The following is a 26,877-nucleotide window of genomic DNA, read 5'->3' as shown; positions in this document are numbered from 1 at the left end:
AGAGACAGGTCGTGAGGTGAAATCAAACACAATCACTACTCCAGCAGTAGACGAAGTTGTCGAAGTTGGAACTAAGAAAGTAGTAGCCCCAGTTGTAACGACTAAGGAAGAAACGAAAACAGAAGATGTTGCTTTCCAAACTAAGGAAGTAACAAATCCAGATCTTCCAGAAGGAAGTCGTCAAGTGAAGACAGCTGGTAAGAAGGGTGTTCGTACGATTGTTGAAACTGTCACTTACACAGACGGTGTTGAAACAGGTCGTGTTGAGAAATCAAACACAATCACTACTCCAGCAGTAGACGAAGTTGTCGAAGTTGGAACTAAGAAAGATACTGTAACAACAGGGAACCAAGCTGAAAGCACTAAGAAAGAAGAAACTGCAAGCCAAGATAAGAAAGTTCTACCAAGCACAGGTACAGCTTCTACCAGTCTTCTTTCAATGATTGGTTTATTTATCGCCGGTCTAGTCGGCTTTGTCGTTCGTAAGAAGGACTAAGGCTCTCTAATTGTACAAAAGCATCTTTTGTACGAGAAATACTAAAAAGAACCCAGAATTTATTCTTGGGTTCTTTCTTTATAAATTAAAACGAATTACTATGGATAAGTTGTTAGAAACAATATCTTGTTATGGAATTTGTAGAGTAGTATGAGTCTATTCTAGCTTGAAAGAATGGTTAACCAATTTTAAACTAGTTCATTGATAGAAGTAAAATCTCTACCCAGGCCTTGGGCAACTGGGAGGCTGGTCAAGTAACCTTGATAAGTGGTCACACCTTGACGCAAGCCTTCATCTTCAGCAATTGCTTGTGCGAATCCTTTGCCAGCCAGAGCTTCGATATAAGGAAGAGTGACATTGGTTAGGGCGATAGTAGAAGTACGGGCAACCGCACCAGGGATATTGGCAACGGCATAGTGGAGAACACCGTATTTTTCATAGACAGGTTCATCGTGCGTTGTCACACGGTCAGCTGTCTCGATAACGCCACCTTGGTCAACGGCAACGTCAACAATGACAGAGCCTGGATGCATTTGTTTGACCATCTCATCTGTCACCAATTTCGGTGCTTTGGCACCAGGGATGAGAACTGCACCAATCACCACATCAGCATCTCTCACACTTGCTTCGATGTTGAATGAATTAGACATAAGAGTTTGAATTTGGTTTCCAAAGACTTCTTCTAGTACCGAGAGACGCTTCGCACTGATATCTAAAATAGTCACTTGAGCACCAAGACCAAGGGCGATGCGGGCAGCATGTGTACCGACGACACCACCACCGATGATGGTTACTTTTCCTTTTGGAACACCTGGTACACCACCAAGTAAAACACCAGAGCCACCAGCTTGCTTAGTAAGGAAGTGAGCTCCGATTTGAACAGACATACGACCTGCAACCTCACTCATAGGAACGAGGAGCGGTAGTTGTCCTTGATTGTCACGAACAGTTTCATAGGCAATTCCTGTTGTTTTTGCTACTAACATAGCATCTGCTAATTCTGGTGCAGCGGCCATGTGCAAGTAGGTGAAGAGGAAAAGATCGTCGCGCAAATAACCGTATTCAGAAGCTAGTGGTTCTTTTACTTTCACGACTAACTCGGCAGCCCATGCTTCTGCAGCAGTAGCGACAATCTCAGCTCCTTGCTTTTGATAGTCCGCATCAGTAAATCCTGAACCGAGACCAGCATTTGATTCGATGAGGACATGATGCCCGCGACTGACTAAACTATGGACGCCAGCAGGAGTGAGGGCAACACGGTTTTCATTATTTTTAATTTCTTTTGGGATTCCGATTAACATAGAGATAACCTACCTTTCAATTGACAATCTTGTTTTGGTTGTCACATTCCAGTTCATAAATCAAAATGTGATGGTTTTATTGTATATGAAACCGCTTCAAAAATCAAGAAAAACTTGTCATTCAAATTTATTTATGCTAGACTAGTGAGAATCAAGCTCTAATGGAGGGAAAAGTATGGAATCATTATTTGTGAAATTTGCCCAGTATCCATCTATAGAAACGGAGCGTTTATTGCTCCGACCTGTAACCTTGAATGATGCAGAAGCTATGTTTGAGTATGCCTCAGACAGAGAAAATACACGCTACACTTTTCCAACAAATCAAAGCTTAGAAGAAACCAAGAACAACATCGCTCAGTTTTACTTGGCTAGTCCCTTGGGACGGTGGGGAATCGAACTAAAAAGCACTGGTCAGTTTATCGGAACTATTGACTTGCACAAGATTGATCCTGTTCTTAAGAAGGCAGCTATTGGTTATATTATCAATAAAAAGTATTGGAATCAAGGATTGACGGCAGAAGCCAATCGTGCCGTGATTGAACTGGCTTTTGAGAAGATTGGAATGAACAAGTTGACCGCTCTTCATGACAAAGACAATCCCGCATCTGGCAAGGTCATGGAGAAATCAGGTATGCGTTTTTCCCACGAAGAACCCTATGCCAGAATGGATAATAAAGAACCAGGTCGAATTATCACAAGAGTTCATTATGTCTTGACTAAGGAAGACTATTTTGCAAATAAATAAGCAGTTGAAAAGAAATTTTTGACTGTTTTTTCTTTCTCTTACGAATAACTTAAGAGAGGAGAAAATATGGAAGCAATTATCGAGAAAATTAAAGAGTATAGAATCATTGTCATTTGTGCTGGTTTGGGTTTGGCCTTGGGCGCATTTTTCCTACTAAAGCCAAGTTCACAAACATCTGTGAAAGAAACAAATTTGCAGACTGAAGTCTCGGCCGTTTCAAAGGATTCATCGTCTGAAAAAGAAGTGAAAAAGGAGGAAAAGGAAGAATCTCCTGAACAAGATCTGATCACAGTAGATGTCAAAGGTGCTGTTAAATCGCCAGGGATTTATGATTTGCCAGTAGGAAGTCGGGTTCATGATGCTGTTCAGAAGGCAGGTGGCTTGACAGATGAGGCAGATAGCAAGTCGCTCAATCTCGCTCAGAAAATCAGTGACGAGGCTCTTGTCTATGTTCCAACTAAGGGAGAAGAAGCAGCTAGTCAGCAGGCTACCTCTGGAACGTCTCCTTCGACAAGTAAAGATAAGAAGGTCAACCTCAATAAAGCTAGTCTGGAAGAACTCAAGCAGGTCAAAGGCTTGGGAGGAAAACGAGCGCAGGATATTATAGACCATCGTGAGGCAAATGGCAAATTCAAGTCGGTAGATGAATTAAAGAAAGTCTCTGGCATTGGTGCCAAAACGATAGAAAAGCTAAAAGATTATGTCACAGTGGATTAAGAATTTCCCTATCCCCCTAATCTATCTGAGTTTTCTGTTGCTCTGGCTTTACTATGCCATTTTTGGAGTATCCTATCTCGCACTGCTAGGTTTTGTGTTTTTGCTTGTCTGTCTCTTTTTCCAATTTCCTTGGAAATCGGCCGGTAAAGTTCTAGCGATTTGTGGAGTTTTTGGATTTTGGTTTCTGTTTCAAAACTGGCAACAGAGTCAAGCTAGTCAGAACCTAGTGGATTCTGTTGAAAGGGTACGGATTTTACCAGATACCATCAAAGTCAATGGAGACAGTCTGTCCTTTCGGGGCAAGGCTGAGGGCCGCACCTTCCATGTTTATTATAAGCTACAGTCAGAGGAGGAGAAAGAGCTCTTTCAGGCCTTAACAGACCTTCACGAGATAGAGCTAGAAGGAAAACTTTCTGAGCCTGAAGGGCAGAGAAATTTTGGTGGATTTGACTACCAAGCCTATCTAAAGACCCAGGGGATTTATCAGACACTGACTATCAAGAGCATCCAGTCACTTAAACAGGTTAGCAGTTGGGATATAGGAGAAAATCTGTCTAGTTTACGTCGAAAGGCTGTAGTTTGGATCAAGACGCACTTTCCAGACCCTATGCGTAACTACATGACGGGGCTCTTGCTGGGACATTTGGACACGGACTTTGAGGAAATGAATGAGCTCTATTCCAGTCTTGGAATTATCCATCTCTTTGCCTTGTCGGGTATGCAGGTGGGCTTCTTTATGGATGCCTTTAAGAAACTCCTCTTGCGATTGGGCTTGACCCAAGAAAACTTGAAGTGGCTAACTTATCCCTTTTCTCTTATCTATGCAGGTCTGACAGGATTTTCAGCTTCGGTCATTCGCAGTCTCTTGCAAAAGTTACTGGCCCAACATGGTGTTAAGGGCTTGGATAATTTTGCCTTGACGATCCTTGTCCTCTTTATCATCATGCCCAACTTTTTCTTGACAGCAGGAGGAGTCTTGTCCTGCGCATACGCTTTTATCTTGACTATGACAAGCAAAGAAGGGGAGGGGCTCAAGGCTGTTGCCAGAGAAAGTCTGGTCATTTCTTTGGGAATATTGCCCATTCTATCCTTTTATTTTGCAGAATTTCAGCCTTGGTCTATCCTTTTGACCTTTGTCTTTTCCTTTCTGTTTGATGTGGTATTCTTACCGCTTTTGTCCATCTTATTCATTCTGTCTTTTGTTTACCCAGTCACTCAGTTTAACTTTGTCTTTGAGTGGTTAGAGGGCGTCATTCGCTTGGTATCGCAGCTGGCAAGCAGGCCTCTGGTCTTTGGTCAACCCAACGCATGGTTTTTGATTCTACTGTTAGTTTCATTAGCCTTGGTCTATGACATGAGGAAAAACATCAAAAGACTAGCAGGAGTCAGTCTTTTTATTGTGGGTCTCTTTTTCCTTACCAAGCATCCACTTGAAAATGAAATTACCATGCTGGATGTTGGGCAAGGGGAGAGTATTTTCCTACGGGATGTAACTGGGAAAACTATTCTCATAGATGTTGGTGGTAAGGTAGAAGCTAGTAAGAAAATCCAAGCTTGGCAGGAAAAGGCGATGACCAGCAATGCCCAGCGAAACTTGATTCCCTATCTTAAAAGTCGAGGAGTAGATAAGATTGACCAGCTGGTTTTGACCAATACAGACAAGGAGCATGTTGGCGATTTGCTAGAAGTAACAAAGGCTTTCCATGTGGGCGAAATTTTAGTGTCAAAAGGAAGTTTGACACAGAAGGAATTTGTGGCAGAACTAGAAGCAAGCCAAACCAAGGTACGCAGTGTGACAGTAGGAGATAACTTGCTAATTTTTGGAAGTCAGTTAGAAGTCCTATCTTCAAGGAAAATTGGAGATGGGGATCGTGATGCTTCCCTGGTTCTTTATGGAAAACTCTTGGATAAGCACTTTCTCTTCACAGGAAATTTGAAAGAGAAGGGAGAGAAGGACTTGCTGAAGCATTATCCTGACCTAGAGGTGGATGTCTTGAAAGCGGGCCAACATGGTGCTAAAACCTCATCAGATCCAGTTTTCCTCGAAAAACTCAAACCAGAGATTACTCTCATTTCAGTTGGAAAAAACAATCGTGCGAAACTCCCCCATCAGGAAACCTTGACACGACTGGAAAATATCAAGAGTAAGATTTACAGAACTGACCAGCAAGGGGCTATCCGCTTTAAAGGATGGAATAGTTGGCGAATTGAAACGGTGCGATATAATAGATAAACTTTTTCGAAAAAATGACTTTTTATCTTGACAAGGGATAGAAAACTTGGTATCATATAAAAGTTGAGAAAAGCAGAAGTGAGAGCTTCTCGCCTTGTGACATCAAGTTGCCTGGCCCTACGGATGAAAAGTTTCTAAGAAACGCTATCATAACGTGCGGGCTTGTATTATTACGAGTCCGCTATTGTTTTTCTCTAATAATAAAAAAGAGGTGAAAACCATAGCAAAGCAAGACTTATTCATCAATGATGAAATTCGTGTACGTGAAGTTCGCTTGATCGGTCTTGAGGGAGAACAGCTAGGCATCAAGCCACTCAGCGAAGCGCAAGCATTGGCTGATAGTGCAAATGTTGACTTAGTATTGATTCAACCCCAAGCAAAACCACCTGTTGCTAAAATTATGGACTACGGTAAGTTCAAATTTGAGTATCAGAAAAAGCAAAAAGAACAACGTAAAAAACAAAGTGTTGTTACTGTGAAAGAAGTTCGTCTGAGTCCAACTATTGACAAGGGTGACTTTGACACAAAACTTCGCAATGCACGCAAGTTCCTTGAAAAAGGAAATAAAGTTAAGGTATCTATTCGCTTTAAGGGTCGTATGATTACCCATAAAGAGATTGGTGCAAAAGTTTTAGCTGAGTTTGCTGAAGCAACACAAGATATTGCGATCATCGAACAACGAGCTAAGATGGATGGACGCCAAATGTTCATGCAGTTGGCGCCAGCAACTGACAAAAAATAATTGTCAGAAAGTTAAATAAAGGAGAAAAAATCATGCCAAAACAAAAAACACACCGCGCATCAGCTAAACGTTTCAAACGTACAGGTTCTGGTGGACTTAAACGTTTCCGTGCTTACACTTCTCACCGTTTCCACGGAAAAACTAAGAAACAACGTCGTCATCTTCGTAAAGCATCTATGGTGCATTCAGGAGATTTCAAACGTATCAAAGCAATGCTTACTCGCTTGAAATAATAGCCTAACAGTAAGTAAACAATTCTAGGAAATATTTGGAGGAAATAAAACATGGCACGTGTTAAAGGTGGCGTTGTATCACGCAAACGTCGTAAACGTATTCTTAAATTAGCAAAAGGTTACTATGGAGCTAAACACATCTTGTTCCGTACTGCAAAAGAACAAGTAATGAACTCTTACTACTATGCATACCGTGACCGTCGTCAGAAAAAACGTGACTTCCGTAAATTGTGGATCACTCGTATCAATGCGGCAGCTCGTTTGAACGGACTTTCATACTCACAATTGATGCATGGTTTGAAATTGGCTGAAATCGAAGTTAACCGTAAAATGCTTGCTGACTTGGCTGTTAACGATGCAGCAGCTTTCACAGCTCTTGCAGATGCAGCTAAAGCAAAACTTGGTAAATAATGACAAACTGTTTCATTCTTACTCTCGTGGTTTTTACCGCAAGAGTAGGGTGAAACTTTTTTATTTTCCTTAAACGATTTTCGATTTTAAAGAGAAAATGACAGATTTTTTCAAAGAAAATAGGATATTTCCTGTATAATAGGAATATCTAAAAAAGATTTGGAGTTACAAGAAAATGATAGTAGGTATTGATTTAGGAACGACTAATTCTTTAGTAGGGGTATACCAGGATGGCCAGGTCAAGCTGATTCCCAATGCTTTTGGTGAATATTTGACTCCTTCTGTTGTGGCTTTGGATGACAATGATGAAATCATAGTTGGAAAAATTGCCAAGGAACGTTTGGTGACCCATCCAGACAAGACGGTTTCACAGTTCAAGCGTTTTATGGGGACCAAGCATGAGTTGACACTAGGAAATCGAGCATATAAGGCTGAAGAATTGAGCTCTTTTATCATTCGAAAGTTGGTAGACGATGCAGAGACCTATCTTGGAGAAAAGGTCGAGGAAGTGATTGTCAGTGTTCCAGCCTATTTCAATGATGCTCAACGCTATGCGACCAAACTAGCAGGGAAATTTGCAGGCGTTCAGATTGATCGGATTATCAATGAACCTTCCGCAGCGGCTCTTGCTAAAAGATCTATGGTAAACCAAGAAGATCAATCTTTTATTGTAGTCGATTTTGGTGGGGGTACGCTAGATATCTCAGTTGTTGAGTTGTTTGATAATATTGTCGAAATCGTGTCGATTGCAGGGGACAATCGTTTGGGAGGAGAGGATTTTACTGCAGCAATTGCTGAGGAATTTTTAGTCTCCAATCAATTAACCAAGGATACGATTTCCCGTGAATTTTATGGCAAAATTCTGGTACAGGCTGAAAAGACTAAACTAGAACTCAATGAGAAAGAAGAAGTGAAGATGACAGTTCTGGACCAAGAACAGGAATACACTTTAGACTTGAGCTACCAGCGTTTTTATGAGCTTTGTCAACCTCTGCTAGCCCGTGTTAAGGCCGTTTTGGACCGTGCCTTGATGGATGCGCGCTATAGCTATGTATCATCAGATAACTTTGTTCTTGTTGGGGGGACTTCGAAACTCCGCTTGGTTCAGGATTTTTTATCCTACTGTATCAATCAAGTGGTGCAGGTTTCGGATGATCCCGATCGGATGATTGCGAGAGGTTGTGCCCTTTTAGCAGGAATAAAAGAGCGGCAAGGTGAGATACGAGATTTATTACTGTCTGATATTTGTCCTTTTACACTAGGGATTGAGATAATTGGCGACCGCTTTTCGCCGATTATTGAGCGAAATTCTACCCTCCCTGCTTCACGCATCGAGCAGTACTATACGGCTGAATTGGGACAGAGCCAAGTCAAGATAAAGGTCTATCAAGGTGAGATGATGAAGGCATCACAAAATCTGTTCCTAGGAGAATTAGAAGTTCCCGTCCCTGTGAATACTCGAGTAAATGAAAGTTTCACAGTTCGATTCACCTATGATTTAAATGGAATTTTGGATGTCGAAGTGAAAATTGATTCAACACAGGAAGTCTTTAGCCATGTTATTCTCCAAGATAGTGTTACTCTGACAGAAAAGGAAATCAAGGCTAAGCAAGCAGAGTTGACTCGCTATAAGATCAATGCTCAAGAAACAGAGGTTTATCGTTTCTTGATTGAAAAAGCGAATCGTGTGTACAGTATGCTCTTGGGGAGAAGAAGAGATGAGCTAATGGCTGAAACTAGACGATTTGAAGAAGAGGTCAGTCAAGCATCTGTGTATCATTTGCCAAAACTTTATCAATCATTTTCAAACTATCTAGACTTCCTAGAGCGAGGACTGTAAAAGAGGAGACCTTATGAATATATGGGAAACTTTAGGGATAGAGCCAACGACTGACGTCAAGCTTATTAGAAGGCGTTATGCTGAACTGGTTCGGCTCTATCACCCAGAAGACCAACCAGAAATTTACCAAGAAATTGTTGAAGCTTACCAAAAAGCCTTGATTTATGCGAGATCTAGAAATACAAGACCAGAAAATAGTCTAAGAAAAGTGAGTGACTCTCAAGAAGCTACTGAACTTGAAGAAGAGGCGAATGAAAAGCCTAACTCTAGTCTCAACTTTGAAAACTTGACTGAAGAAACGAAGACTGAGAACGAAGAGTCTGAAACATCTAGTCTTGATTTCAGTGATTATCAGCAATCGACTGATAAAACCAGCAATTCTTTTAACTTTGAAACCTTTAAAGCGGAAGAGGATGAGCAAAAGTCCACCCTTGACTTTAGTGACTATGATGAGGAAGTTCAGCTAAATGGAGATTCTGAAGAAAGAGCTAAGAATACCCTCAACTTTGAAACGTTTGGTGACGAAGAGAACCGTGGGCAAGAAGAAACAACAAGGTCTACCCTTGACTTTAGTGGTTATAATGAAGGAACCTATCTAATCCGAAATGCGATTGAAAGTATTGTTAAAAATGATGATTACAGTCCAGAAGAACAAGAGCATCTATGGCGTCAGTTCTTTCATCAGTATCAGTATGATATGGACATTGTTCAATCCGTTTTAGAGGAAATGGATGTTTATATTTTTAACAAACCGGAGCAATTCTCTATCCTCATTCCCTTGCTAGAAGACTATATACCTGACTTTAAGTACTGGGGATATTACTATAAACTGAAGTATTGGAAAGTTAAAAGAGCTATAGCAGAAGAGGAAGGCAGTTCGCTTGAAAGCGCACATGAAACCACTGAAGAATTCTATTATTCTTATCAACTTTGCCAAAAAATTTTCCAAGATTCTAACAAAGCAAATCAATTGAGCTCTTGGATAGAGTTTTTCAAGCACCCCTATCTGGGCTTTATGGTCTTAGATCAAGTAAATCAAAATCGTCAGATAATCAAGAGTGTGCCCGTTTTAACCTATATTCTTGAAAAAAACCGACAAGTCATATTTGAAGAGGATTATCCACTCTTGAATGACTTGGCTGATTACTTAGACGAAGTAAAAGGGGAGCTGGGAGAAAATGTTGACTTTAGTCACTACTCTCTAGATAATCCAGATGAAGTTGAGGTAGCCTTTTATGAGTTGCTTCATGCTCGGTATCAAGACGAGTATAAACTGTTACGTGATTGGCAATATCTTTTTGAATCAGTCAAAGATCACACGCTCCTACTTGATTTGTTAGAAAAGGTGGACGTCTATCCTTTAACCAATGCGAAAGTGTTAGCTCTCGTTCTCCAATTTGTGGAGCGTTACAGTGATGAGGAATCAAATCCTTACCTGAAAAAACTTCATTTCTGGAAGAGTATCCATTCCTATCCTTCAGTGGTAGAGGAGTATGCACTTAACAAAAAAGAAAATTTTGATTACTGGTACAATGAAGGTTATCTTTATATAGATAAGCTTACTAAGAGCGATGAAGATATCAATGATTGGGAGAAGTGGAGAAGCTACTTTAAAGGAAGACCACGTATTCTAACGATTTTACTTCAACAGATCTATAAGGAGTACCATCGGTTTACAGACGGCGAGCTCCTGAGATATGTTTTATCTCCTTTTCCTACTTCTAAAATGGCTCCCCAAATGATGACGGAGGAGACAGACCAGAAACTAGAAGAGATGACAGTTTATGCTTATGAACTTAGTCATCCAAAGGCCAAGCTCTCTTATTTGGATTGGAAAAAAAGACAAGTCTTTAAAAATAAGTTTCTTCAGTTTGTCTTTGGTCTATTTTCGATTGTGAGTTTGATACTCAGTGTTCTAGAGCAACCTATTGATAATTTATGGGTCCATGCTGGTATGTTTTCTCTCTTTTACGTCTATATGCTAAAATTAAGGCAAACACAGATTGAGGAAGGAGTGACAGCTAGGGGTTCAAAACGAAAATTCTACCACAGTCCCCATCCATGGTTCCTATTCATCTTGTTATTGCTCCTCGTCACTCCATTCTTACCGTTTGGTCTTATTGGGGCCCTTATTTTCATTACATTTTTCTGTCTCATCGATGGTTTCCAGGTGAGTCAAGGGCTGAAGTGGGATTATTCTTTGGATAAGCTGATTCCTGTCGGTATCTTTCTTTCTGCTGGCTTCTTATCTGCTTTGGTAAATCGAAGCCAGATCATTTCCGGAGTTGCAATGATGTACTTCCATATTTTTGTAATCCTTGTGATTTGCTTGTCTTTTACACGATTTAGTCCCGGATTTCCAACATCATTGAAAAAAATTCTCCTTCCAGCAATCTTGGGTATCCTACTCTTTCAATTATTGCCTTTCGTTCACAGCCGCTTAAACCTCTTTAATCCAACTATTCTACGAAATGAAACGCTGGCCATAACCGTTATCCTCTTGTTAAATGGAATTGTCTTGTCTTATTTTACAAAGGAACAGGGTTTCATGATTGGTGTGAAGAAGGTCTTTATGATTTATGGATTGCAAATCTTTGTTTTCCTAAGAAGACTGTTGCGAATCCTATTCGCACTTATACCTGATTTTAGCAAAATTCATTTTGAAAAAGACCTGTTAATATTGAATAGCGAATTTGCTTTCTACTTCCTCGAGGGACTTTTTGTCCTGATCATGCTTTTCCTTATTCGCAATATACGCAAGGAAAATCGTAAAAGTGCTGCTTAGAATGAAAGCTTAGAGAAGAGGACTCTAGTTCAAGTTTCTAGTAAATTTTCCTGAATAAAGGTATAATGGAACTATTCAAATGAAAGAGGTAATGAAAATGGCTTCAAAAATGCTACATACTTGCTTGCGAGTAGAAAACCTTGAAAAATCAATTGCATTCTATCAAGATGCTTTTGGTTTTAAAGAATTGCGTCGCAGGGATTTTCCAGACCATGCCTTCACGATTGTCTATCTAGGACTTGATGGTGATGACTACGAGTTGGAGTTGACTTATAACTATGACCACGGCCCTTATGTGGTAGGAGATGGCTTCGCCCATATCGCCCTCAGTACACCTGACCTTGAGGGCCTACATCAAGAACATAGCGCTAAAGGCTATGAGGTGACAGCCCCTAATGGACTTCCAGGAACTCAACCAAACTATTACTTTGTCAAGGATCCTGATGGCTACAAGGTCGAAGTCATTCGTGAAAAATAACTCAGCGAAGTCAAGTAGAATGTTCGTTTTCTACTTGACTTTTTTTCTTTGAAAGAGTATACTAATACAAATTTAACCTTTAAGGGGAGTCCAGAGAGACTCACAAGGTGTCAGATAAAAGGGATAAGGGGGGCTCTCTGTGGGGACTTTTTAAGTGTGCGCATGAGTTCTAGCCTAACCCAACTGAGGCCTTGCAATCGCAAGGTCTTTTCTTTATCTGGTCCCCTTAAAATTTAAGGAGGAAAATCATGAATCCCACATGTAAGAAACGTTTGGGTGCCATTCGTTTGGAAACCATGAAGGTGGTTGTACAAGAGGAAATTGCGCCAGCAATCTATGAATTAGTCCTAGAAGGAGAAATGGTTGAAGCCATGCGAGCAGGCCAATTTCTCCATCTGCGCGTGCCTGATGATGCCCATCTCTTGCGCCGTCCTATTTCAATTTCGTCTATCGACAAGGCAAACAAGCAGTGTCACCTCATTTATCGGGTTGAGGGGGCTGGGACAGCTATTTTCTCAACCTTAAGGCAGGGAGATACTCTTGATGTGATGGGGCCTCAGGGGAATGGTTTTGACTTGTCTGATTTAGACAATCAGAGTCAAGTCCTCCTCGTTGGTGGTGGGATTGGTGTTCCACCCTTGCTAGAAGTAGCCAAGGAATTGCATGCGCGTGGGGTGACAGTAGTGACAGTCCTCGGTTTTGCGACTAAGGATGCTGTTATTCTCGAAAAGGAATTGGCCCAATATGGGCAGGTTTTTGTAACGACAGATGATGGTTCTTATGGCATTAAGGGAAATGTATCGGTTGTCATCAATGACTTAGACAGTTCATTTGATGCTGTTTACTCATGTGGGGCACCTGGAATGATGAAGTATATCAATCAAAGATTTTATGATCATCCAAGAGCCTATCTATCTCTGGAATCTCGTATGGCTTGCGGGATGGGGGCCTGCTATGCCTGCGTTCTAAAAGTGCCAGAAAGTGAGACGGTTAGCCAACGCGTCTGTGAAGATGGTCCTGTTTTCCGAACAGGAACAGTTGTATTATAAGGAGAAAGTCATGACTACAAATCGTTTACAAGTTTCTCTACCGGGCTTGGATTTGAAGAATCCGATTATCCCAGCCTCAGGCTGTTTTGGTTTTGGTCAAGAGTATGCCAAGTACTATGATTTAGACCTTTTAGGCTCCATTATGATCAAGGCAACGACACTTGAACCCCGTTTTGGTAATCCTACTCCCAGGGTTGCAGAGACCCCTGCTGGTATGCTCAATGCAATCGGATTGCAAAATCCAGGTTTAGAAGCTGTTTTAGCTGAAAAGTTGCCTTGGCTGGAAAGAGAATACCCAACACTTCCTATCATCGCAAATGTTGCAGGCTTTTCAAAACAAGAGTATGCTGCCGTTTCTCGAGGAATTTCCAAGGCAGGCAATGTAAAAGCTATCGAGCTCAATATCTCTTGTCCGAATGTAGATCATGGCAATCATGGACTTCTGATTGGGCAAGATCCTGACTTGGCTTATGAAGTGGTAAAGGCAGCTGTGGAATCTTCTGATGTGCCAGTTTATGTTAAGTTAACTCCTAGCGTGACGGATATTGTCACTATTGCCAAAGCCGCAGAAGATGCAGGAGCAAGTGGCTTAACCATGATCAATACCCTTGTCGGTATGCGCTTTGACCTCAAAACTAGAAAACCAATCCTAGCCAATGGAACAGGTGGAATGTCTGGACCAGCAGTCTTTCCAGTAGCCCTCAAACTCATCCGCCAAGTAGCTCAAACAACAGACCTGCCCATTATTGGAATGGGGGGAGTGGATTCTGCTGAAGCAGCGCTAGAAATGTATCTAGCTGGTGCCTCTGCCATCGGAGTTGGAACAGCCAACTTTACCAATCCTTACGCTTGTCCTGATATCATCGAACATCTACCAAAAGTTATGGATAAATATGGCATTAGCAGTTTGGAAAATCTCCGTCAGGAAGTCAAAGCCAGTCTGAGATAAGCTAGGTCTTCCTTATCGTCAACAAGAAATAGAATCTTCATCAATTTGTAATATTTCCGTCGATTAACTATGTTACAATAGGGTTTAGAAAACGTTATTGGAGCATTTAAATGAAACGATGGAAAGTGGCCCTAGTAAGTGCTGGCTTATTGGGGTGTTTTTTTACTGTAGTGGAGACAGCAAAAGCAGAAGAGGGAACTTGGCAAGGTAAGACCTACCTCAAAGCAAACGGGAAACCAGCAACCAACCAATGGATTTATGACCAAACGCAACAGGCGTGGTTTTATTTAACAGCTGATGGAAATCGTGCTGAGAACGGCTGGTTGACAGTTGGTGGTAAGGATTACTATTTTAACGAGACCGGAAAATTAGCCACAAAAACGTGGGTTGGCCAGTACTATGTGACTGAAAGTGGTGCTAAAGCCAAGGAACAGTGGGTATTTAATCAGGAACAAGAATCCTGGTATTATCTCAAGTCTAATGGTCAGAAAGCTCAAAACGAATGGATTCAACAAGGTCAGGAAAAATATTACCTTAAAGAAGACGGGAAAATGGCCAAAGATGAGTGGATCACTCAAGGGGAGAACCAATACTACATCAATTCACAAGGTAAAATGCTGAAAAATGCTTGGCTTGGCAAGAACTATATATCCGAAAATGGTCATAAGGTTAAACAAGCCTGGATTTATGATGACAACTATAGCAGTTGGTTCTACCTTCAACAAGATGGTACCTATGCTGAAAATGGCTGGTTAACTATAGATGGGAAAGACTACCATTTTAAATCAGGTGGTTATCTTTCTACTGAACGTTGGATTGAACGCTTTTATGTTTCGAAGAGTGGAGCTAAATTGAAATCGGAATGGCTCTTTGATAAGAATTATGATGCTTGGTTTTACTTGAAAGCTGACGGAACTTATGCCGAAAAAGGCTGGGAAACGATTAAAGAAAAAGATTACCATTTCAAATCAGGCGGCTATCTTTCTACCGAGCGCTGGATTGACCGCTTCTATGTTGCTAAAAGTGGAGCTAAATTGAAATCGGAATGGCTCTTTGACAAGAATTATAACTCTTGGTTTTACTTGAAAGCTGACGGAACCTATGCTGAAAAAGGTTGGCAAACTATCAAAGGTAAGGATTACCATTTCAAATCAGGAGGCTACCTCTCTACGGAAACTTGGATTGACCGCAGTTATGTGACGAGCAGTGGAGCAAAAGCTGGCAAAGGGTGGCTCTTTGACAAGAATTATAACTCTTGGTTCTATATTAACTCTGATGGAAATTATGCCAATAAAGAATGGCTCTGGGATAATGGTTACTACTATCTCAAATCTGGTGGTTATATGGCTGCGAGTGAGTGGGTATGGTACAAGAACAATTGGTTCTACCTCAAGTCAAATGGAAAGATGGCTGAGAAAGAATTAATCTACGATTCATCCGACCAATCATGGTACTACCTTAAATCAGGCGGTTATATGGCAAAAAATGAAACTGTGGATGGTCATACCTTGGATGCTTCTGGTAGATGGCATGTTGCGGATAAAACCAAATATTACAAAGTTAAACCCATCACAGCCTATGTCTATAGTGCATCTGGAGAAATCTTGAGTTACATTAACCAAGGAAGCATTGTTTCACTGGATAGCTCGACGCGAAAAGGCGGCCGACTTGCAGTTTCGATTTCTGGCTTGTCTGGCTATATGAATCAAAGTGATTTGACAGCAGTAGATGAAGGAAGCGAGTTTATCCCTCATTATACTAGTGATGGGAAATTCCTCTACCATGAACTCTCTCCTTATACGAGTATCAAAGTAGCTCCACACACATCTGCCATGGTTATTGGTAAGAAGTACTACTCAACTGATGGAGAGCATTTTGATGGCTTTACCATTAAAAATCCTTTCCTCTATAAAAACTTGAGAGAACCAAGTAATTATAGTGCAGCTGAATTGGATAAACTGTATTCGATGATGAACTTGCAGGATAGTCCTCTCGCAGGTAAAGGAGCGACTTTCAAAGAAGCTGAGGAACGCTACGGTGTCAATGCCCTTTACTTGATGGCACATAGTGCCCTTGAAAGTGCTTGGGGACGCAGTCAAATTGCCAGAGATAAGAACAACTTCTTTGGTATTGCTGCTTATGATACGAGCCCATATCTCTCAGCCAAGAGCTTTGATAATGTGGATAAAGGAATCCTTGGAGCCGCCAAGTGGATCCGTGAGAACTACATCGACTATGGCAGAGACCACCTTGGAAATAAAGCAACCGGAATGAATGTTCGCTATGCTTCTGATCCATACTGGGGTGAGAAAATAGCCAGCATCATGATGACCATCAATAGTAGACTTGGTGGGAAAGACTAATCAAAAGAAATCAATGGTAACTACTGAAAAAGTGGTTATCGTTTTTGTTTTAAACATTGGAGGAGAAATAGTATAATAACAGTCTCTTTATTCTTGAACAATTAACAAAATGATAGTAAAATGTAATAGGAGATATTAATCTAATTACTATATAAAAAAGGAGAATTTTATGAAAAAGTTACTATCCTTCTCAATTGCCTTGCTTTCAATCACAACACTAGTTGCTTGTTCTGGACATAAGGCGGAATCAAAGGTCCCAGAAGAAAAAATTGAACAGAAGCAAATCAAGTTTGATGAGAAGTTGTTTAAAGAAGCTGGACTCTTGCCTTTTAAAAATGAGAAACAACTAGAACTTGGGGAATTGGATTCTAAATCACGTGCGACGGGTGCTCATATTCAACTTAAGGACAGCGATGAGCCAACTGAGAAGAGAGAACCTAAGTTGACTTATGATCCAGTTGGATGGCACAACTATAAATTCTTTTATGGTGACGGTAAAAAAGAAGCTTGGCTGATGAGTCGAGGTCATCTGATTGGTTATCAGTTTAGCGGATTAAACGATGAAAAGAGGAATCTGGTTCCAATGACTAACTGGCTTAATGCTGGAAATTATTCTGGAACAGATGATCAAAACCAAAGTAGCATGCTTTACTATGAAAATCGATTGGACTCTTGGTTGGCCAATCACCCAAACTACTTTCTTGATTACAAGGTGACCCCAATCTATCAAAAGGACGAATTGATCCCTAGACAGATTGAGTTGCAGTATGTGGGAATAGATGAAAACGGCAAACTCTTGGAAATCAAGTTGGGTGGTAGTAAAGAAAAGGTTGATCAGTATTCTGTGACGCATGTTATTCTAGACAATGTTTCAGCTAATGCGGAAATCAATTATTTGGATGGTACTGCTAAAAATACAGTTGAAGATGCAAAGATAAAAGAAGAGAAAGAAAAGGCTAAGAAGGAAGCTGAGGAAAAAGCCAAGAAAGAGGCTGAAGAAAAAGAAGCAGCTGAAAAGAAAGCAAAAGAAGAAGAACAGGAAAAAGCACGTCAGGCCGCACAAGAAAAGGAAGAAAGCCAAGAATCAAACTCGCAATCAACTAATTCAGGTGGCTACTTTAGAGATAAAAACGGAAGATGGCACAGACCAAATGGTAAATTTGCTTCTAAGAAAGAAATTAGAGAAGCCGGATTGCAGTGGTAGGAAGAATTTAGTAGATATACAGTCAAAAAGCCGTTGGAAAACGGTTTTTTGTTATAATTAAATGAAGAATTTAGCATTAAAGGAGAAAAACTTGATGAGATACATAACTCTTGGTCAAGATGACAAAGAATTATCAGAAATTGTTCTCGGAATGATGAGAATAAAAGATAAGTCTGTAAAAGAAGTTGAAGAGCTTGTAGAAACAGCACTTTCTGTTGGAATCAATGCTTTTGACTTGGCTGATATTTATGGTCGTGGTCGTTGTGAAGAACTGTTAGGTATTGTCCTAAAAAATCGTTCAGATTTAAGAGAAAAGATGTGGATTCAGTCCAAATGTGGCATTCGCATTGAAGAATTTACCTATTTTGATTTTTCTAAGGACTATATTATAAAATCAGTTGACGGAATTTTGCAAAGATTGAAGATTGATCATCTAGATAGCTTGCTTCTTCATCGACCAGATGCTTTGATGGAATCTGACCAAGTAGCAGAAGCCTTTGATCTTCTTTATAAACAAGGTAAGGTCCGAGATTTTGGAGTTTCTAATCAAAATCCTATGATGATGGAGTTGCTTAAAAAAGATGTTAAGCAGCCGTTAGCTGTTAATCAACTACAATTGAGTGCGGCTTTTACTCCAGGATTCGAATCAGGTTTTCATGTTAATATGGAAGATAGTCAAGCAACTATGCGAGATGGCAGCGTTTTTGAATATTGCAAATTACATGATGTGGTCATTCAAGCATGGTCTGTCTTACAATTCGGGTATTTTAAAGGGAACTTTGTTGGTAATGAGAAATTTCAAGCTTTGAATCAAGTACTTGATCGTTTAGCTTTTAAATATGGAGTAACTCCTTCAACTATTGCAATTTCTTGGATATTGCGTTATCCAGCTAAAATGCAGGCAGTCGTAGGTACAACAAATCCAAAGCATTTGATAGAAGCTAGCCAAGCAACAAACTTTAACTTAACAAGAAAAGAATGGTATGAAATTTATCTTGCTGCAGGGAATGATTTGCCCTAGGTAGAAGCAGATTTGAATAAATCACAATCAAAAAACCGTTGGAAAACGGTTTTTTGTTATAATTAAATGAAGAATGTAGCATTAAAGGAGAGCATCATGACATTTGAAGAAATCCTGAAAAGTGTCTAGGAATGGCTTTAAATAGGAGTTTATAGGCTTTATTTTTGTGGACTTTTTGAAAAAAACATAGTCACAAATGACCTTTAATATTCTCCCAAAGTCCACAAAAAGGGGAGTAAAAAAAGACCTAAAATAGGTCAATAATTTACGAGTTCAGCAGGCAAGAACTAGCGTAGTCATCAGCTACGCTTTTTTAGTTGTTTTTGCTTATCTGATAGGCTTATTATACCAAAAAAAGGGAGTGTGTGACCTCACGGTCTAACTCTCCCTAATCGGCTAGACTATGCAAGCCTCCAGCTGTGAATATATTATACCATGTTTATCACGCGCATTGGTTGTTTTAGCTAGCGAAAAGGTGAGATAGATAAAAGCGCGTGGTTATCAATTTTGTTGACCTTAACAATACGATTTCAAGCAAATATCAAGTGGAAATGTACAGTATTTTGATGTTATAACTCTCCTTTTTCTATCTTTTCTCTAATTATGCCAGCCCAAATATTATAAAAAGGATGTCCTGCTGGAATAACAGGGGGATTTTTAGTAAATTCTTCTTGTGTTAAGGTTGTTTCTTTGTCTAATATTGTACCGTCTGCTAGTTTGGTACCTTTAGGGACAATATGGGATATTGTTGGGTTCCATTTTCCTTTAACTTTTGCCATGTTAAATACTCCTTTATGGTAAAAACAGAACCGTCCCACCTCCTACCGCAGAACGAACTGTTTCAAGGGGAGATGGAAAAGCTCTGTTTATAAGTCAATTATATCATAGTTAATTATTAAGCATGGATTTTTTTATCAGCAATAGCGTCTGTTAGGGTCTGTGAGAAGTTCAACCCTAGGTCACGCCCTAATGTATCCGCCCAACGTGGAATGGTTAGGGTTTTTTTAACAGGCTCTTGACTGCCTAGATATTCTGCAACGTCAACCATAACCATAGAGATAAAAGATTTACTAGGATTATAGACTAGATCTATGTCCTCGTCATTCTGGAAAGGGTTGTTAGAAGCCAAAGATAAAGCGTTAATAGGAGTAGGGGTAGGAATTTCTCGCCCATTCTCGATATAATCAGCTAGGTTAATACCGAGCCAATCGCTGGCCATTGCCATAGCGTCTGCCATATCCTCCCCTTGAGTTGCTGAATGTTCAAAATCTGGGAAAGTTACAAAGTAAGGGGCGTTAGCTCCGTCTGTATCGTCATAATAAAATAAAGCTGGATAAGTGACAAGCATAGTTTACCTCCAAAATCAAAGACAAGCGGGGGACTGCCTTTATTACAGTCCTGCTTGCTTTCTTATCCCTCTTTCAGTGTACTTATTAAGTTCACCATGAGGGACTGTGATAGGTCTTTCCCCTTCCTTCTCCATTTTAACATGGGAGCCTTTACCGCCTTTGGTTTTTATCCAACCATGAGCCGTAAGGAGTTTGACCATCTCTTTTTGTGTCATAGGCATAGCGCTTTTACCTCCTGACAGTATTATTATAACACGTATTACACGTACTGTAAAGGGATAATACTTATTATCTATCAAATCACAAAAGCCCCCAGATTCGTTTCTAAGGTCTTTTAGTTTATCCGTAATGAATTTTAGTCGTCCAGTCCGAAACAAAGTGAAGCAGGGGCAAATATGAAGCCTCAGCCTACATTTGCCAACATTTGCGCTTATAATTCTTGTAGTAAAGTTAAATCTAAACCGTCAAGGTCAACATCTATTTCAAAATCCATGTTTAAATCTATTTCCATATCCTCTAATTGGATATTCTCTAAATCAATCAAAAAATCTTCAATCATGTCATTCTCCCTCACTTAATTCTCAACATTTTTCAACAAAACACCACCTCGATAGCCTTTAGCAAAGTCTAGCAGTATTTCGGCCTTGATACGCTCATATTCAGCCTTATCAATCCCCATTTACCATACCTGCTAAGTGTTCTATAGCTTCCTGCTTTACTCGATATACTGAGGTGGCAGACTTTCCTATTTCTTCGGCCACTTCCAAAGCTACGAGATTATTCAAGTAAAAAAGTCTTAGAACAGCACGCTCAAGCGGATTGGCTAGCTTATCAATCAGCCTAGATATTTCCATTCTCTCTTCAGTAAGTCGCTCAATTCTCTGTAAAGTGTCCTCTTTTAGTTTTAGAACGCTTATAAGGTTATTCTCTGCTGTATTTACCCTGCTTGTTTGTACTCTAGTAGTGCTCAGTTCTTGCTTTTTGATAATACCACTTTCTAAAGCTGCAAGCTCCAAATATAAGCCTTCTATTTCTTTATTGATCCACTTAATGCCCTCTAGTTTTTCTTTTACCTGATCTGGTGTCATGCCTTGGCCTCCTGTATGGTATAATTTTATTGTGTTAATTATAGCTGAGGCGGAGCGCCTTGGCTTTTTTGCATTTTCTCGGCGTTCGCTCGGAGTTCAATTATTCCCTAGGAAGTAATTTCCCGCGAGAAAAAATGTACAGTGACGGCGTGAAGGTCATAGAAGCGCGTGGATAGGGGGGCTACCCCACCATGGTTATAAAAGGATAGTTGAGAGATAGCTTTGGAGGTAAAAAATTAAGCGAATTTCTTGATAGCACTACATTCCCTAACACTTATAAACATTTCAAAAAGGGAATTTTTCGTACAGAAGAGGGCAGCGTTCTTATATCCGAACAATACCTACCCCCGTCTAAAAATAAAGGGGGTATCTCTGCCTCCTGTCTTGCCTTCATGCCTGCTTAGTATCTTGTAATTGAACTGTTGTAACTGTGATCTTTATTTAGATTTGTTTGGAAATGTTTCAAAACACTACTTCAGATTGCTCAATCCATTCAGCCAAAAACTATCTCCTTTCTTGGTGTAGTTCACAAACTTTTGATAATGCTTATAATACTTGTTACGTTTCATATACTTTGGTCTTTTAGGAAAACTATCAAACATATATCCGCCACGTTTTGGGCTCCAACCTGGTTCCACCTTTCTAGCTTCCCTCAGTGCTCTCTCCCAATAGTATTGGCAATCTGTCTTACTTCGGTTCAGTGTTGATTTGTGTATTTTCTGGCATGATCCACAACCATATAGCAAAAGTCTCTTATAGAGTTTTCTGCATCGATTACCACAAATAGGACAGACAAAGAAGTAGCGATTTCCTCCCTTGGTTCCTGGTATACTTGCTAAATCAAAATGATTACTTCCAAAGATGATATACAGGTTATCTAGGTCTATCTCTAGTTTTCTACCGTCCAACTCAGCTATACCGTGACTGATATTCTTGTCTTTCATTGGCTTTATAAATGTCTCTATGGTTATTGATTTTATAACTTCCATTCGTTCAAAAATACCCCTATATAGAAAAACCCAAATTGATTGGGTTCAGTAGTAATGAAACCACAAAAAGAGGCTAGCGCCTCTCTTGATAGTTCTAGCTTTCTGCCTCTGCCACATAATCAGCAAGGCCTTTATATTCGCCTTCTACGTCCAACTTTTGGAGTAGGTTAATACTTTCATCGCCCAGCATTTCCAACGTACCAAAAGCAGTCATAGAGTCCATAGGGATAGGCTTATCAGAAAGCAAGCGATCAGCATAGTCTAATAGCTCCAGCTCGTAGTCTGTTACCTTTTCCAGCAAACTATCAAAGTTCTCTGACTCTTTGAGTTGAAGCACGCGCTCCTGTTTGTAACGTTCTTCAAATGCTTCATCCCCCTCTGGGTGCTTGTAGTATTCTTTGAAACTGTCACAAATACGCTTGAAGGTATTGTTTAGCTTGTGATCTTCCACATACTCAGCTACTAGTGTGCCTTTATCCTTGTAGGTCAATGAGATTACAGGCTGGCAATATGTCCCAGTCATATATCCTAGTAGCGCGTGCCCTGCGACCATAGCAGTATCTAGGTCTTTAAATTCGTAAGTGAAAGTGAATGCTTTTGCTTTATCTGAAAAGGTTTTTAATGTCATGTTGTTTTTCTCCTATTCTTATTTTAAGGTAAATTATGTAAATTTTTGCGATTTGTTACCTTCTTTAGTGATTTTGTTACCTTCTAGGTAACATAGTTCAGCCTTACTGCCACAAGGGATTAGACCATTTTGTTACCATGTTACCTTCTTTTGAAGTCATTGCCCTTATATATATAAATACTATTTTTTCCCTATATAGAGAGTTAAAAAGAAGGTAACAAGGTAACATTTTTCCAAAAAAGTCAATATTATCAAGGGTTCAACTACGTTACCTTCTTTCTAAACAAGGTAACAAGAAGGTAACATTTTGGGGTAAAAACCTAGATATACCAAGGGTTTAGGGCATAAAAAGAAGGTAACATTTTAGTCTTTAACGACAGCATGATTAGTTTTAGCTAGTTTTGTTCTTTCAAACTCTAGCGGATCCAGTTTGTCGTAATCTTCAACCTTGACCCTCGCCCTCTTAAGTTGGTACTTATTAGGCGTCAACTGTTGTAAGTGCCTGATAGTTTCTTTACCTGCTCCGTAAACATTGGGCTTGGGTATTCCCATGTCCTCAGCATAATGCTTCAGTGATCTTGTAACGATAAAAACAGGTACTACGTCCAGCTCATGCCAACCTTTTTCCATGTATTCATGTTTAACCCATGAAAGCAAGTAGTCATTATCCTCTTGGTATTCTTCTAGAAGGCCTTTAACTGCTTTAGGTTCGATAAAGTGAGTAAATGGCTTTTGGTTGATGGCTTTGTACAGGGCATACTCTAGGACTTCCTTGTTTGCTAAAAACTCATTTTTTATCCAAGGTTTTTCCTTCTCCCCGTTAAAGTCAGCATTGAAAGGTACGATCATAATTCTACGATACCAGCCTTTTGTCTTGTTGCCACCGTTGGGGATATAATTTCCTGAAAAGATATTGAATAACTTAAAAGTAGCTTCAAAAGCTGGCCGACCTTTTGGATTGACTAGCACGGTGTCCCCGCTAGTGATACTCATTAAATCAGACGGATTTTTCAAATATTCATTAGGTGCTTCATCTCCAATATTACAAACTTTGCCTACCAAGGTCTCCAAGTTATGCTTTTCTCCGAACTGTGCAGGCTTTAAGGCTGATATATTACTTTCCCCTATCAGATTGATAAGGAAGCGCTGAAACGTCCCCTTACCGTTGTTACCGTCCCCGTAGAAGATAGCAAACTTATTTCGGGTGTGGTTAGGATTGATAGCTTCTAGGATAATCTGCCAAAACAGTGTTACCAGTTCACTATCATTACAAGCGATTGAGTTTAGCCAATCGTCAAAAGTTTTGCCCTCTCGATCTGTTGGGACTCGTTTAGGCGCGTGGTAAGCTGTGCTGATTTTGCTTGTAATGATATAATCAGGGCTAAATGGTAGTAGCTCCTTAGTTCTGAGATCAATAATACCATTCTTTACAGGTACAAGGTCAGCACTTTCTAAAGGCTTCTTTATCTTGGTCAATGTCCTAACCATTAACTTAATCTGTGGCCACTCTCTGGGCTTAATTCTCACGTCAAAAGTCTTACAGAATAGGTTAAACAGGTCATTACTAGCGGTATAGATACCCTCGTCTAAATCATAGATATAGAGTAGGCTATAATCAGCTATGCTGCTCTTACTGATAAAAGTAAACGTGACAATATCGCTTAAAATTTTAGCGACTGTGAAGGTTTGGGGCATAGCGACCTTTTCAGTAACGTCCCCTGTGGACTCGTTTACTTTTGTTTCAGTATGTTCTGCCCGCCATTCTTCACCAGCCTGAAAGATACGATTTTCAAGCTCCTTCATCGTTCTAGGTGGTTGTTCTTGCTCTCTCACCTCTAAGATTTCACTTTCCAGGTTTTTCAATTTTTCCTTTTCTATGGTTCTACCCTCTCTTTCTGTATTCTGCCCGTGCTATGCTTTCAAAAGTCCTATCTAGCTCCTTCTCTGGCAGGGGGTTAGCAGTTACGCTATTGGCTAGTTTTGTCAGCTCGTAGGCGGTCTCTAGGTCACAATCAACCCACTTGTTAAAGAGTAGCCCCACAAAGCGCGTGAGTGCCACGTTACGCCCTCCCTCGTCTCCAAAACCATTAAAAAGCGTGTCAATGATCCTCATAGTCATTGACCTCTGGCCACTTGCTCTAGGTTTGTAAAGCTCAGTAGTTTCTTGCTTCGCTCTTGGTTCAACCTTGGGGACTGGATAATCTAGGCCATGCTCGACAATTTTTTGATAACTTGCTGGGTCTCCTGTTGTGATTGGTAGCCCCTGGAGTTGTGACCAGTTTAGACTGGCCATGTCAAAGGGTAGTCCTATCTTGTCAGCAATCTCCTTCACTACCTGCTTATAGGTTGCCTCATTCATCACGTTGTCAGGCTTCACCACAAGGCGAAAACGGGGCTTTTCTATGCTATGTTTGATAGTCGGGTACAAGATGTAGGAGTAGCCAAACAAGGCGCTAGAAACGGCTTCTATGAAGTCCTCAGACGTTCCCTGTATATCGTCATAATCAAGAAAAATCAAATCCCGATAGATTAGACTGGAGTTGTTTCGCTTGTAACTGCCATTCTTTTCTGGTGTCACTTTCCCGCTGATACAGTAAGGCGCTTGTGTACGCTTAAATTCTTCAATGTTTGCCCCTTCAGGGACTACAAAAGGCTTAAAGCGTTCAATATACTGGAATGGCTCAATCTTATCAAATGGATAGACAAGATTACCCTGAAAGCCTCTAGCCTCGTAAATTGTCATCTTTCAGCTCCTAGAAATATTAGAATATCATCGATTCTATAAAAGACTTTGCGTGTATCCTCGATAGGAGGAGTGCACCTTTTTAGCCCAGCGCGTTCCCAACGTTTTAAGGTGTTGTAATCTATCTCTAACTCTTCCTTGAGTTGTTTAGGTGTCATTAGCCCTGTTATACGTTGTTTAGGCTTTAAATAGTCTTTTAGAAAGTTTTCTACCAGTTTTAAGATGCCACGTTTTAGACTGTTTTCACTTTCTTTGCTTAAACTGAACATTGTTCATCAGCTCCCTTCAGCAGTTGCTTGTAACTCTCTAAATCGGCATTTAAAAGGACGGTTAGGCGCTTCTGTTCCTCTTGTACCTGGTTATAGAATGCCTTTGCTCCGTCCAGTAACTCCTCTTTGTTAGCTGGGATAAAGTAGCCTCTGAAAGCTCCGTGACGTACCCCGATGATAGGAACACCGTAGCGCGTGATCAGACGGCTGATAATATCCTGGACGGTTCTTTCTGCTAGTTTGGTGATTAGGCTGATTTCTGCCCCTGTTATGGAGTTCTCAGCCCCTACCTTAATTAGTCTTAATACTCGCTTGTCATTCATTGTTAGACTCATTCAATTCCTCCCCATACGTCTACCCCTGCAAGCTGGATATATCGCCCATATTCAGGGTTTAAATCCTCGCTAGGTATTTCTATCGTCTGTTTGCTTTCTCGCTCAATTTGAGCGCTTTTTTTGCGGTCTCGGTGGTTTAGATAAAGTAGTAAGCCAATCAGTACCACGGAAAAGATAACCGCCTGTGTATTGGTTAAATCTAGCTCGTTCATTTCAATAGCCCTCTTTTTCGTAGATCAGCAACTACTAAACTACGTAAATACGTCCAAGTTGAAGCAGTTGTGTGATTGATCCCATTACTTAAATTGTTTTCTTTTATTGCTTGATCTAAGAAACTGAATAGCAACCAGTCAGGAGCTTCACCATGCCTTTCTGTGCATTCATCGTCATATTTTTTTAATTCTCCAAGTAGGTTCTCAACATTCCTATTAAAGAAAACCTCATGGCTTGCCTCTTGCTTTTTATATGCTTCAGATAATTTGTAAAACTGAATCCATAACTGACTGATTGCTGATCTACAATCTTCAGCAATTTCTGTTGCTCCATGGTGTTTCTTGGATAAATGCCACTCTGATAAAATATCTAGCTTTTCCTCTACAAGTCCCAGCTCTTTTTCAAAATCTCCAAAGTATGTATCCATGTTTTTTACCTCTGTTTCTATATTTGTGTAATTGCCCTGATGGGCTTGTTCCTGTTTCGACAGCTTTTTAATGTCTTTCCTGTAATTGCTCATATCCTCACGCTCAGAGTCGCCAAATTGAAAGCGTGAGAAAGTACCAGTTTTAAGAGTTAGCGCTCTCCGTATGGTCAAAATGTCCTAGATATGCTATAATCTAATTATAAATCTTTACTAAAACCCTTTTAATAATAGCTTGCCTGCGTTGTTAAATTCGTTTTAGTGTTAGTGTG

Annotated in this window: 29 protein-coding genes and 1 other annotated feature; of the genes, 15 read left to right on the top strand and 14 right to left on the bottom strand. The window is 40.2% G+C overall.

Features of this window, described 5'->3' with window-relative positions:
• A partial coding sequence (locus B7723_RS06280; RefSeq protein ID WP_142358081.1) for a G5 domain-containing protein occupies nt 1-496 on the top strand: 496 nt, incomplete at its 5' end.
• A gap of 188 nt (nt 497-684) precedes the next feature.
• Here the strand turns inward: B7723_RS06280 and ald are convergent.
• A complete protein-coding gene (gene ald, locus B7723_RS06275; protein ID WP_084849543.1) occupies nt 685-1,797 on the bottom strand; it encodes an alanine dehydrogenase in 1,113 nt (370 codons plus the stop codon).
• 175 nt (nt 1,798-1,972) lie between these two features.
• On the opposite strand from ald, the gene B7723_RS06270 reads away from it, so the two are divergent.
• From B7723_RS06270 to B7723_RS06205, 14 genes are all read left to right on the top strand, one after another.
• On the top strand, nt 1,973-2,542 hold the full coding sequence (locus tag B7723_RS06270) for a GNAT family N-acetyltransferase (protein ID WP_084849544.1): 570 nt from the start codon (nt 1,973-1,975) through the stop codon (nt 2,540-2,542).
• 66 nt (nt 2,543-2,608) lie between these two features.
• The gene (locus tag B7723_RS06265; RefSeq protein WP_084849545.1) at nt 2,609-3,259 is read left to right on the top strand and encodes a helix-hairpin-helix domain-containing protein; all 651 of its coding nucleotides are present in this window, start codon (nt 2,609-2,611) and stop codon (nt 3,257-3,259) included.
• A complete protein-coding gene (locus B7723_RS06260; RefSeq protein ID WP_084849546.1) occupies nt 3,243-5,492 on the top strand; it encodes a DNA internalization-related competence protein ComEC/Rec2 in 2,250 nt (749 codons plus the stop codon). The genes B7723_RS06265 and B7723_RS06260 overlap by 17 nt, the downstream gene beginning before the upstream one ends.
• 64 nt (nt 5,493-5,556) lie before the next feature.
• Nucleotides 5,557-5,688 (top strand) — a sequence feature (ribosomal protein L20 leader region).
• A 15-nt stretch (nt 5,689-5,703) separates the two neighbouring features.
• Nucleotides 5,704-6,234, top strand: a complete 531-nt coding sequence (gene infC, locus B7723_RS06255) for a translation initiation factor IF-3 (protein WP_000848184.1) — start codon at nt 5,704-5,706, stop codon at nt 6,232-6,234.
• Between the two features lie 32 nt (nt 6,235-6,266).
• Nucleotides 6,267-6,467, top strand: a complete 201-nt coding sequence (gene rpmI, locus B7723_RS06250; RefSeq protein WP_001125942.1) for a 50S ribosomal protein L35 — start codon at nt 6,267-6,269, stop codon at nt 6,465-6,467.
• Between the two features lie 51 nt (nt 6,468-6,518).
• The gene (gene rplT / locus B7723_RS06245; protein ID WP_000124830.1) at nt 6,519-6,878 is read left to right on the top strand and encodes a 50S ribosomal protein L20; all 360 of its coding nucleotides are present in this window, start codon (nt 6,519-6,521) and stop codon (nt 6,876-6,878) included.
• Between the two features lie 175 nt (nt 6,879-7,053).
• A complete protein-coding gene (locus B7723_RS06240; protein ID WP_084849547.1) occupies nt 7,054-8,718 on the top strand; it encodes a molecular chaperone HscC in 1,665 nt (554 codons plus the stop codon).
• 13 nt (nt 8,719-8,731) lie between these two features.
• Complete coding sequence (locus B7723_RS06235; protein WP_084849548.1) at nt 8,732-11,503, top strand: J domain-containing protein; 2,772 nt, start codon at nt 8,732-8,734, stop codon at nt 11,501-11,503.
• Nucleotides 11,504-11,600: 97 nt separating this feature from the next.
• Nucleotides 11,601-11,981, top strand: coding sequence for a lactoylglutathione lyase (gloA, locus tag B7723_RS06230; RefSeq protein WP_084849549.1), 381 nt, complete (start codon nt 11,601-11,603; stop codon nt 11,979-11,981).
• A 248-nt stretch (nt 11,982-12,229) separates the two neighbouring features.
• A complete protein-coding gene (locus tag B7723_RS06225; RefSeq protein ID WP_084849550.1) occupies nt 12,230-13,030 on the top strand; it encodes a dihydroorotate dehydrogenase electron transfer subunit in 801 nt (266 codons plus the stop codon).
• Nucleotides 12,993-13,979 (top strand): dihydroorotate dehydrogenase, encoded by a 987-nt coding sequence (locus B7723_RS06220; RefSeq protein WP_162279209.1) that lies wholly within the window; start codon nt 12,993-12,995, stop codon nt 13,977-13,979. Before B7723_RS06225 ends, B7723_RS06220 begins: the two co-directional genes overlap by 38 nt.
• Nucleotides 13,980-14,089: 110 nt before the next feature.
• Entirely contained in the window at nt 14,090-16,342 is a 2,253-nt protein-coding gene (locus tag B7723_RS06215; RefSeq protein ID WP_084849552.1) for a glucosaminidase domain-containing protein, read from the top strand.
• Nucleotides 16,343-16,511: 169 nt separating this feature from the next.
• Nucleotides 16,512-17,546: a DNA/RNA non-specific endonuclease gene (locus tag B7723_RS06210; protein ID WP_084849553.1), complete on the top strand. Its 1,035-nt coding sequence runs from the start codon at nt 16,512-16,514 to the stop codon at nt 17,544-17,546.
• Nucleotides 17,547-17,640: 94 nt separating this feature from the next.
• Complete coding sequence (locus B7723_RS06205) at nt 17,641-18,567, top strand: aldo/keto reductase (protein WP_084849554.1); 927 nt, start codon at nt 17,641-17,643, stop codon at nt 18,565-18,567.
• 569 nt (nt 18,568-19,136) lie between these two features.
• Here B7723_RS06205 and B7723_RS06200 read toward each other — a convergent pair.
• From B7723_RS06200 to B7723_RS06145, 13 genes are all read right to left on the bottom strand, one after another.
• Entirely contained in the window at nt 19,137-19,346 is a 210-nt protein-coding gene (locus B7723_RS06200; RefSeq protein ID WP_001151314.1) for a BOW99_gp33 family protein, read from the bottom strand.
• A gap of 116 nt (nt 19,347-19,462) precedes the next feature.
• Nucleotides 19,463-19,915 carry a type II toxin-antitoxin system HicB family antitoxin gene (locus B7723_RS06195; RefSeq protein ID WP_000961807.1) on the bottom strand — a complete coding sequence of 151 codons (453 nt, stop codon included), beginning with the start codon at nt 19,913-19,915 and terminating at the stop codon, nt 19,463-19,465.
• Nucleotides 19,916-19,957: 42 nt separating this feature from the next.
• Nucleotides 19,958-20,137, bottom strand: a complete 180-nt coding sequence (locus B7723_RS06190) for a type II toxin-antitoxin system HicA family toxin (protein ID WP_001132280.1) — start codon at nt 20,135-20,137, stop codon at nt 19,958-19,960.
• Between the two features lie 209 nt (nt 20,138-20,346).
• Nucleotides 20,347-20,475, bottom strand: coding sequence for a hypothetical protein (locus tag B7723_RS10725; RefSeq protein WP_000568696.1), 129 nt, complete (start codon nt 20,473-20,475; stop codon nt 20,347-20,349).
• 109 nt (nt 20,476-20,584) lie between these two features.
• Nucleotides 20,585-21,004: a DUF1492 domain-containing protein gene (locus tag B7723_RS06185; protein ID WP_000186912.1), complete on the bottom strand. Its 420-nt coding sequence runs from the start codon at nt 21,002-21,004 to the stop codon at nt 20,585-20,587.
• A gap of 470 nt (nt 21,005-21,474) precedes the next feature.
• On the bottom strand, nt 21,475-21,984 hold the full coding sequence (locus B7723_RS06180) for a hypothetical protein (protein WP_025172361.1): 510 nt from the start codon (nt 21,982-21,984) through the stop codon (nt 21,475-21,477).
• 103 nt (nt 21,985-22,087) lie between these two features.
• The gene (locus tag B7723_RS06175) at nt 22,088-22,621 is read right to left on the bottom strand and encodes a hypothetical protein (protein ID WP_000173106.1); all 534 of its coding nucleotides are present in this window, start codon (nt 22,619-22,621) and stop codon (nt 22,088-22,090) included.
• A gap of 363 nt (nt 22,622-22,984) precedes the next feature.
• Entirely contained in the window at nt 22,985-24,484 is a 1,500-nt protein-coding gene (locus B7723_RS06170; protein WP_000792743.1) for a DNA primase family protein, read from the bottom strand.
• Between the two features lie 19 nt (nt 24,485-24,503).
• Nucleotides 24,504-25,364, bottom strand: coding sequence for a primase alpha helix C-terminal domain-containing protein (locus tag B7723_RS06165; protein WP_000158195.1), 861 nt, complete (start codon nt 25,362-25,364; stop codon nt 24,504-24,506).
• The gene (locus tag B7723_RS06160; RefSeq protein WP_000492118.1) at nt 25,361-25,633 is read right to left on the bottom strand and encodes a MerR family transcriptional regulator; all 273 of its coding nucleotides are present in this window, start codon (nt 25,631-25,633) and stop codon (nt 25,361-25,363) included. Before B7723_RS06160 ends, B7723_RS06165 begins: the two co-directional genes overlap by 4 nt.
• Nucleotides 25,621-25,968, bottom strand: coding sequence for a hypothetical protein (locus tag B7723_RS06155; RefSeq protein WP_000059975.1), 348 nt, complete (start codon nt 25,966-25,968; stop codon nt 25,621-25,623). The genes B7723_RS06160 and B7723_RS06155 overlap by 13 nt, the downstream gene beginning before the upstream one ends.
• Nucleotides 25,965-26,180, bottom strand: coding sequence for a hypothetical protein (locus B7723_RS06150; RefSeq protein WP_001003771.1), 216 nt, complete (start codon nt 26,178-26,180; stop codon nt 25,965-25,967). The genes B7723_RS06155 and B7723_RS06150 overlap by 4 nt, the downstream gene beginning before the upstream one ends.
• Nucleotides 26,177-26,608 (bottom strand): hypothetical protein, encoded by a 432-nt coding sequence (locus tag B7723_RS06145; RefSeq protein ID WP_002883262.1) that lies wholly within the window; start codon nt 26,606-26,608, stop codon nt 26,177-26,179. The genes B7723_RS06150 and B7723_RS06145 overlap by 4 nt, the downstream gene beginning before the upstream one ends.
• Between the last annotated feature and the right edge of the window lie 269 nt (nt 26,609-26,877).

It is taken from the genome of Streptococcus oralis subsp. oralis, from assembly GCF_002096435.1.
GTDB lineage: Bacteria > Bacillota > Bacilli > Lactobacillales > Streptococcaceae > Streptococcus > Streptococcus oralis_AA.
This window is presented reverse-complemented; position numbering and strand designations above follow the sequence as displayed.

Excerpts from the sequence above, each read along its gene's own strand:
- ald (WP_084849543.1), bottom strand. The coding sequence starts at position 1,797 with ATGTTAATCGGAATCCCAAAAGAAATTAAAAATAATGAAAACCGTGTT.
- B7723_RS06270 (WP_084849544.1), top strand. The coding sequence starts at position 1,973 with ATGGAATCATTATTTGTGAAATTTGCCCAGTATCCATCTATAGAAACG.
- B7723_RS06265 (WP_084849545.1), top strand. The coding sequence starts at position 2,609 with ATGGAAGCAATTATCGAGAAAATTAAAGAGTATAGAATCATTGTCATT.
- B7723_RS06260 (WP_084849546.1), top strand. The coding sequence starts at position 3,243 with ATGTCACAGTGGATTAAGAATTTCCCTATCCCCCTAATCTATCTGAGT.
- rpmI (WP_001125942.1), top strand. The coding sequence starts at position 6,267 with ATGCCAAAACAAAAAACACACCGCGCATCAGCTAAACGTTTCAAACGT.
- rplT (WP_000124830.1), top strand. The coding sequence starts at position 6,519 with ATGGCACGTGTTAAAGGTGGCGTTGTATCACGCAAACGTCGTAAACGT.
- B7723_RS06240 (WP_084849547.1), top strand. The coding sequence starts at position 7,054 with ATGATAGTAGGTATTGATTTAGGAACGACTAATTCTTTAGTAGGGGTA.
- B7723_RS06235 (WP_084849548.1), top strand. The coding sequence starts at position 8,732 with ATGAATATATGGGAAACTTTAGGGATAGAGCCAACGACTGACGTCAAG.
- gloA (WP_084849549.1), top strand. The coding sequence starts at position 11,601 with ATGGCTTCAAAAATGCTACATACTTGCTTGCGAGTAGAAAACCTTGAA.
- B7723_RS06225 (WP_084849550.1), top strand. The coding sequence starts at position 12,230 with ATGAATCCCACATGTAAGAAACGTTTGGGTGCCATTCGTTTGGAAACC.
- B7723_RS06220 (WP_162279209.1), top strand. The coding sequence starts at position 12,993 with ATGGTCCTGTTTTCCGAACAGGAACAGTTGTATTATAAGGAGAAAGTC.
- B7723_RS06215 (WP_084849552.1), top strand. The coding sequence starts at position 14,090 with ATGAAACGATGGAAAGTGGCCCTAGTAAGTGCTGGCTTATTGGGGTGT.
- B7723_RS06210 (WP_084849553.1), top strand. The coding sequence starts at position 16,512 with ATGAAAAAGTTACTATCCTTCTCAATTGCCTTGCTTTCAATCACAACA.
- B7723_RS06205 (WP_084849554.1), top strand. The coding sequence starts at position 17,641 with ATGAGATACATAACTCTTGGTCAAGATGACAAAGAATTATCAGAAATT.
- B7723_RS06200 (WP_001151314.1), bottom strand. The coding sequence starts at position 19,346 with ATGGCAAAAGTTAAAGGAAAATGGAACCCAACAATATCCCATATTGTC.
- B7723_RS06195 (WP_000961807.1), bottom strand. The coding sequence starts at position 19,915 with ATGCTTGTCACTTATCCAGCTTTATTTTATTATGACGATACAGACGGA.
- B7723_RS06190 (WP_001132280.1), bottom strand. The coding sequence starts at position 20,137 with ATGCCTATGACACAAAAAGAGATGGTCAAACTCCTTACGGCTCATGGT.
- B7723_RS10725 (WP_000568696.1), bottom strand. The coding sequence starts at position 20,475 with ATGATTGAAGATTTTTTGATTGATTTAGAGAATATCCAATTAGAGGAT.
- B7723_RS06185 (WP_000186912.1), bottom strand. The coding sequence starts at position 21,004 with ATGACACCAGATCAGGTAAAAGAAAAACTAGAGGGCATTAAGTGGATC.
- B7723_RS06175 (WP_000173106.1), bottom strand. The coding sequence starts at position 22,621 with ATGACATTAAAAACCTTTTCAGATAAAGCAAAAGCATTCACTTTCACT.
- B7723_RS06165 (WP_000158195.1), bottom strand. The coding sequence starts at position 25,364 with ATGACAATTTACGAGGCTAGAGGCTTTCAGGGTAATCTTGTCTATCCA.
- B7723_RS06160 (WP_000492118.1), bottom strand. The coding sequence starts at position 25,633 with ATGTTCAGTTTAAGCAAAGAAAGTGAAAACAGTCTAAAACGTGGCATC.
- B7723_RS06155 (WP_000059975.1), bottom strand. The coding sequence starts at position 25,968 with ATGAGTCTAACAATGAATGACAAGCGAGTATTAAGACTAATTAAGGTA.
- B7723_RS06150 (WP_001003771.1), bottom strand. The coding sequence starts at position 26,180 with ATGAACGAGCTAGATTTAACCAATACACAGGCGGTTATCTTTTCCGTG.
- B7723_RS06145 (WP_002883262.1), bottom strand. The coding sequence starts at position 26,608 with ATGGATACATACTTTGGAGATTTTGAAAAAGAGCTGGGACTTGTAGAG.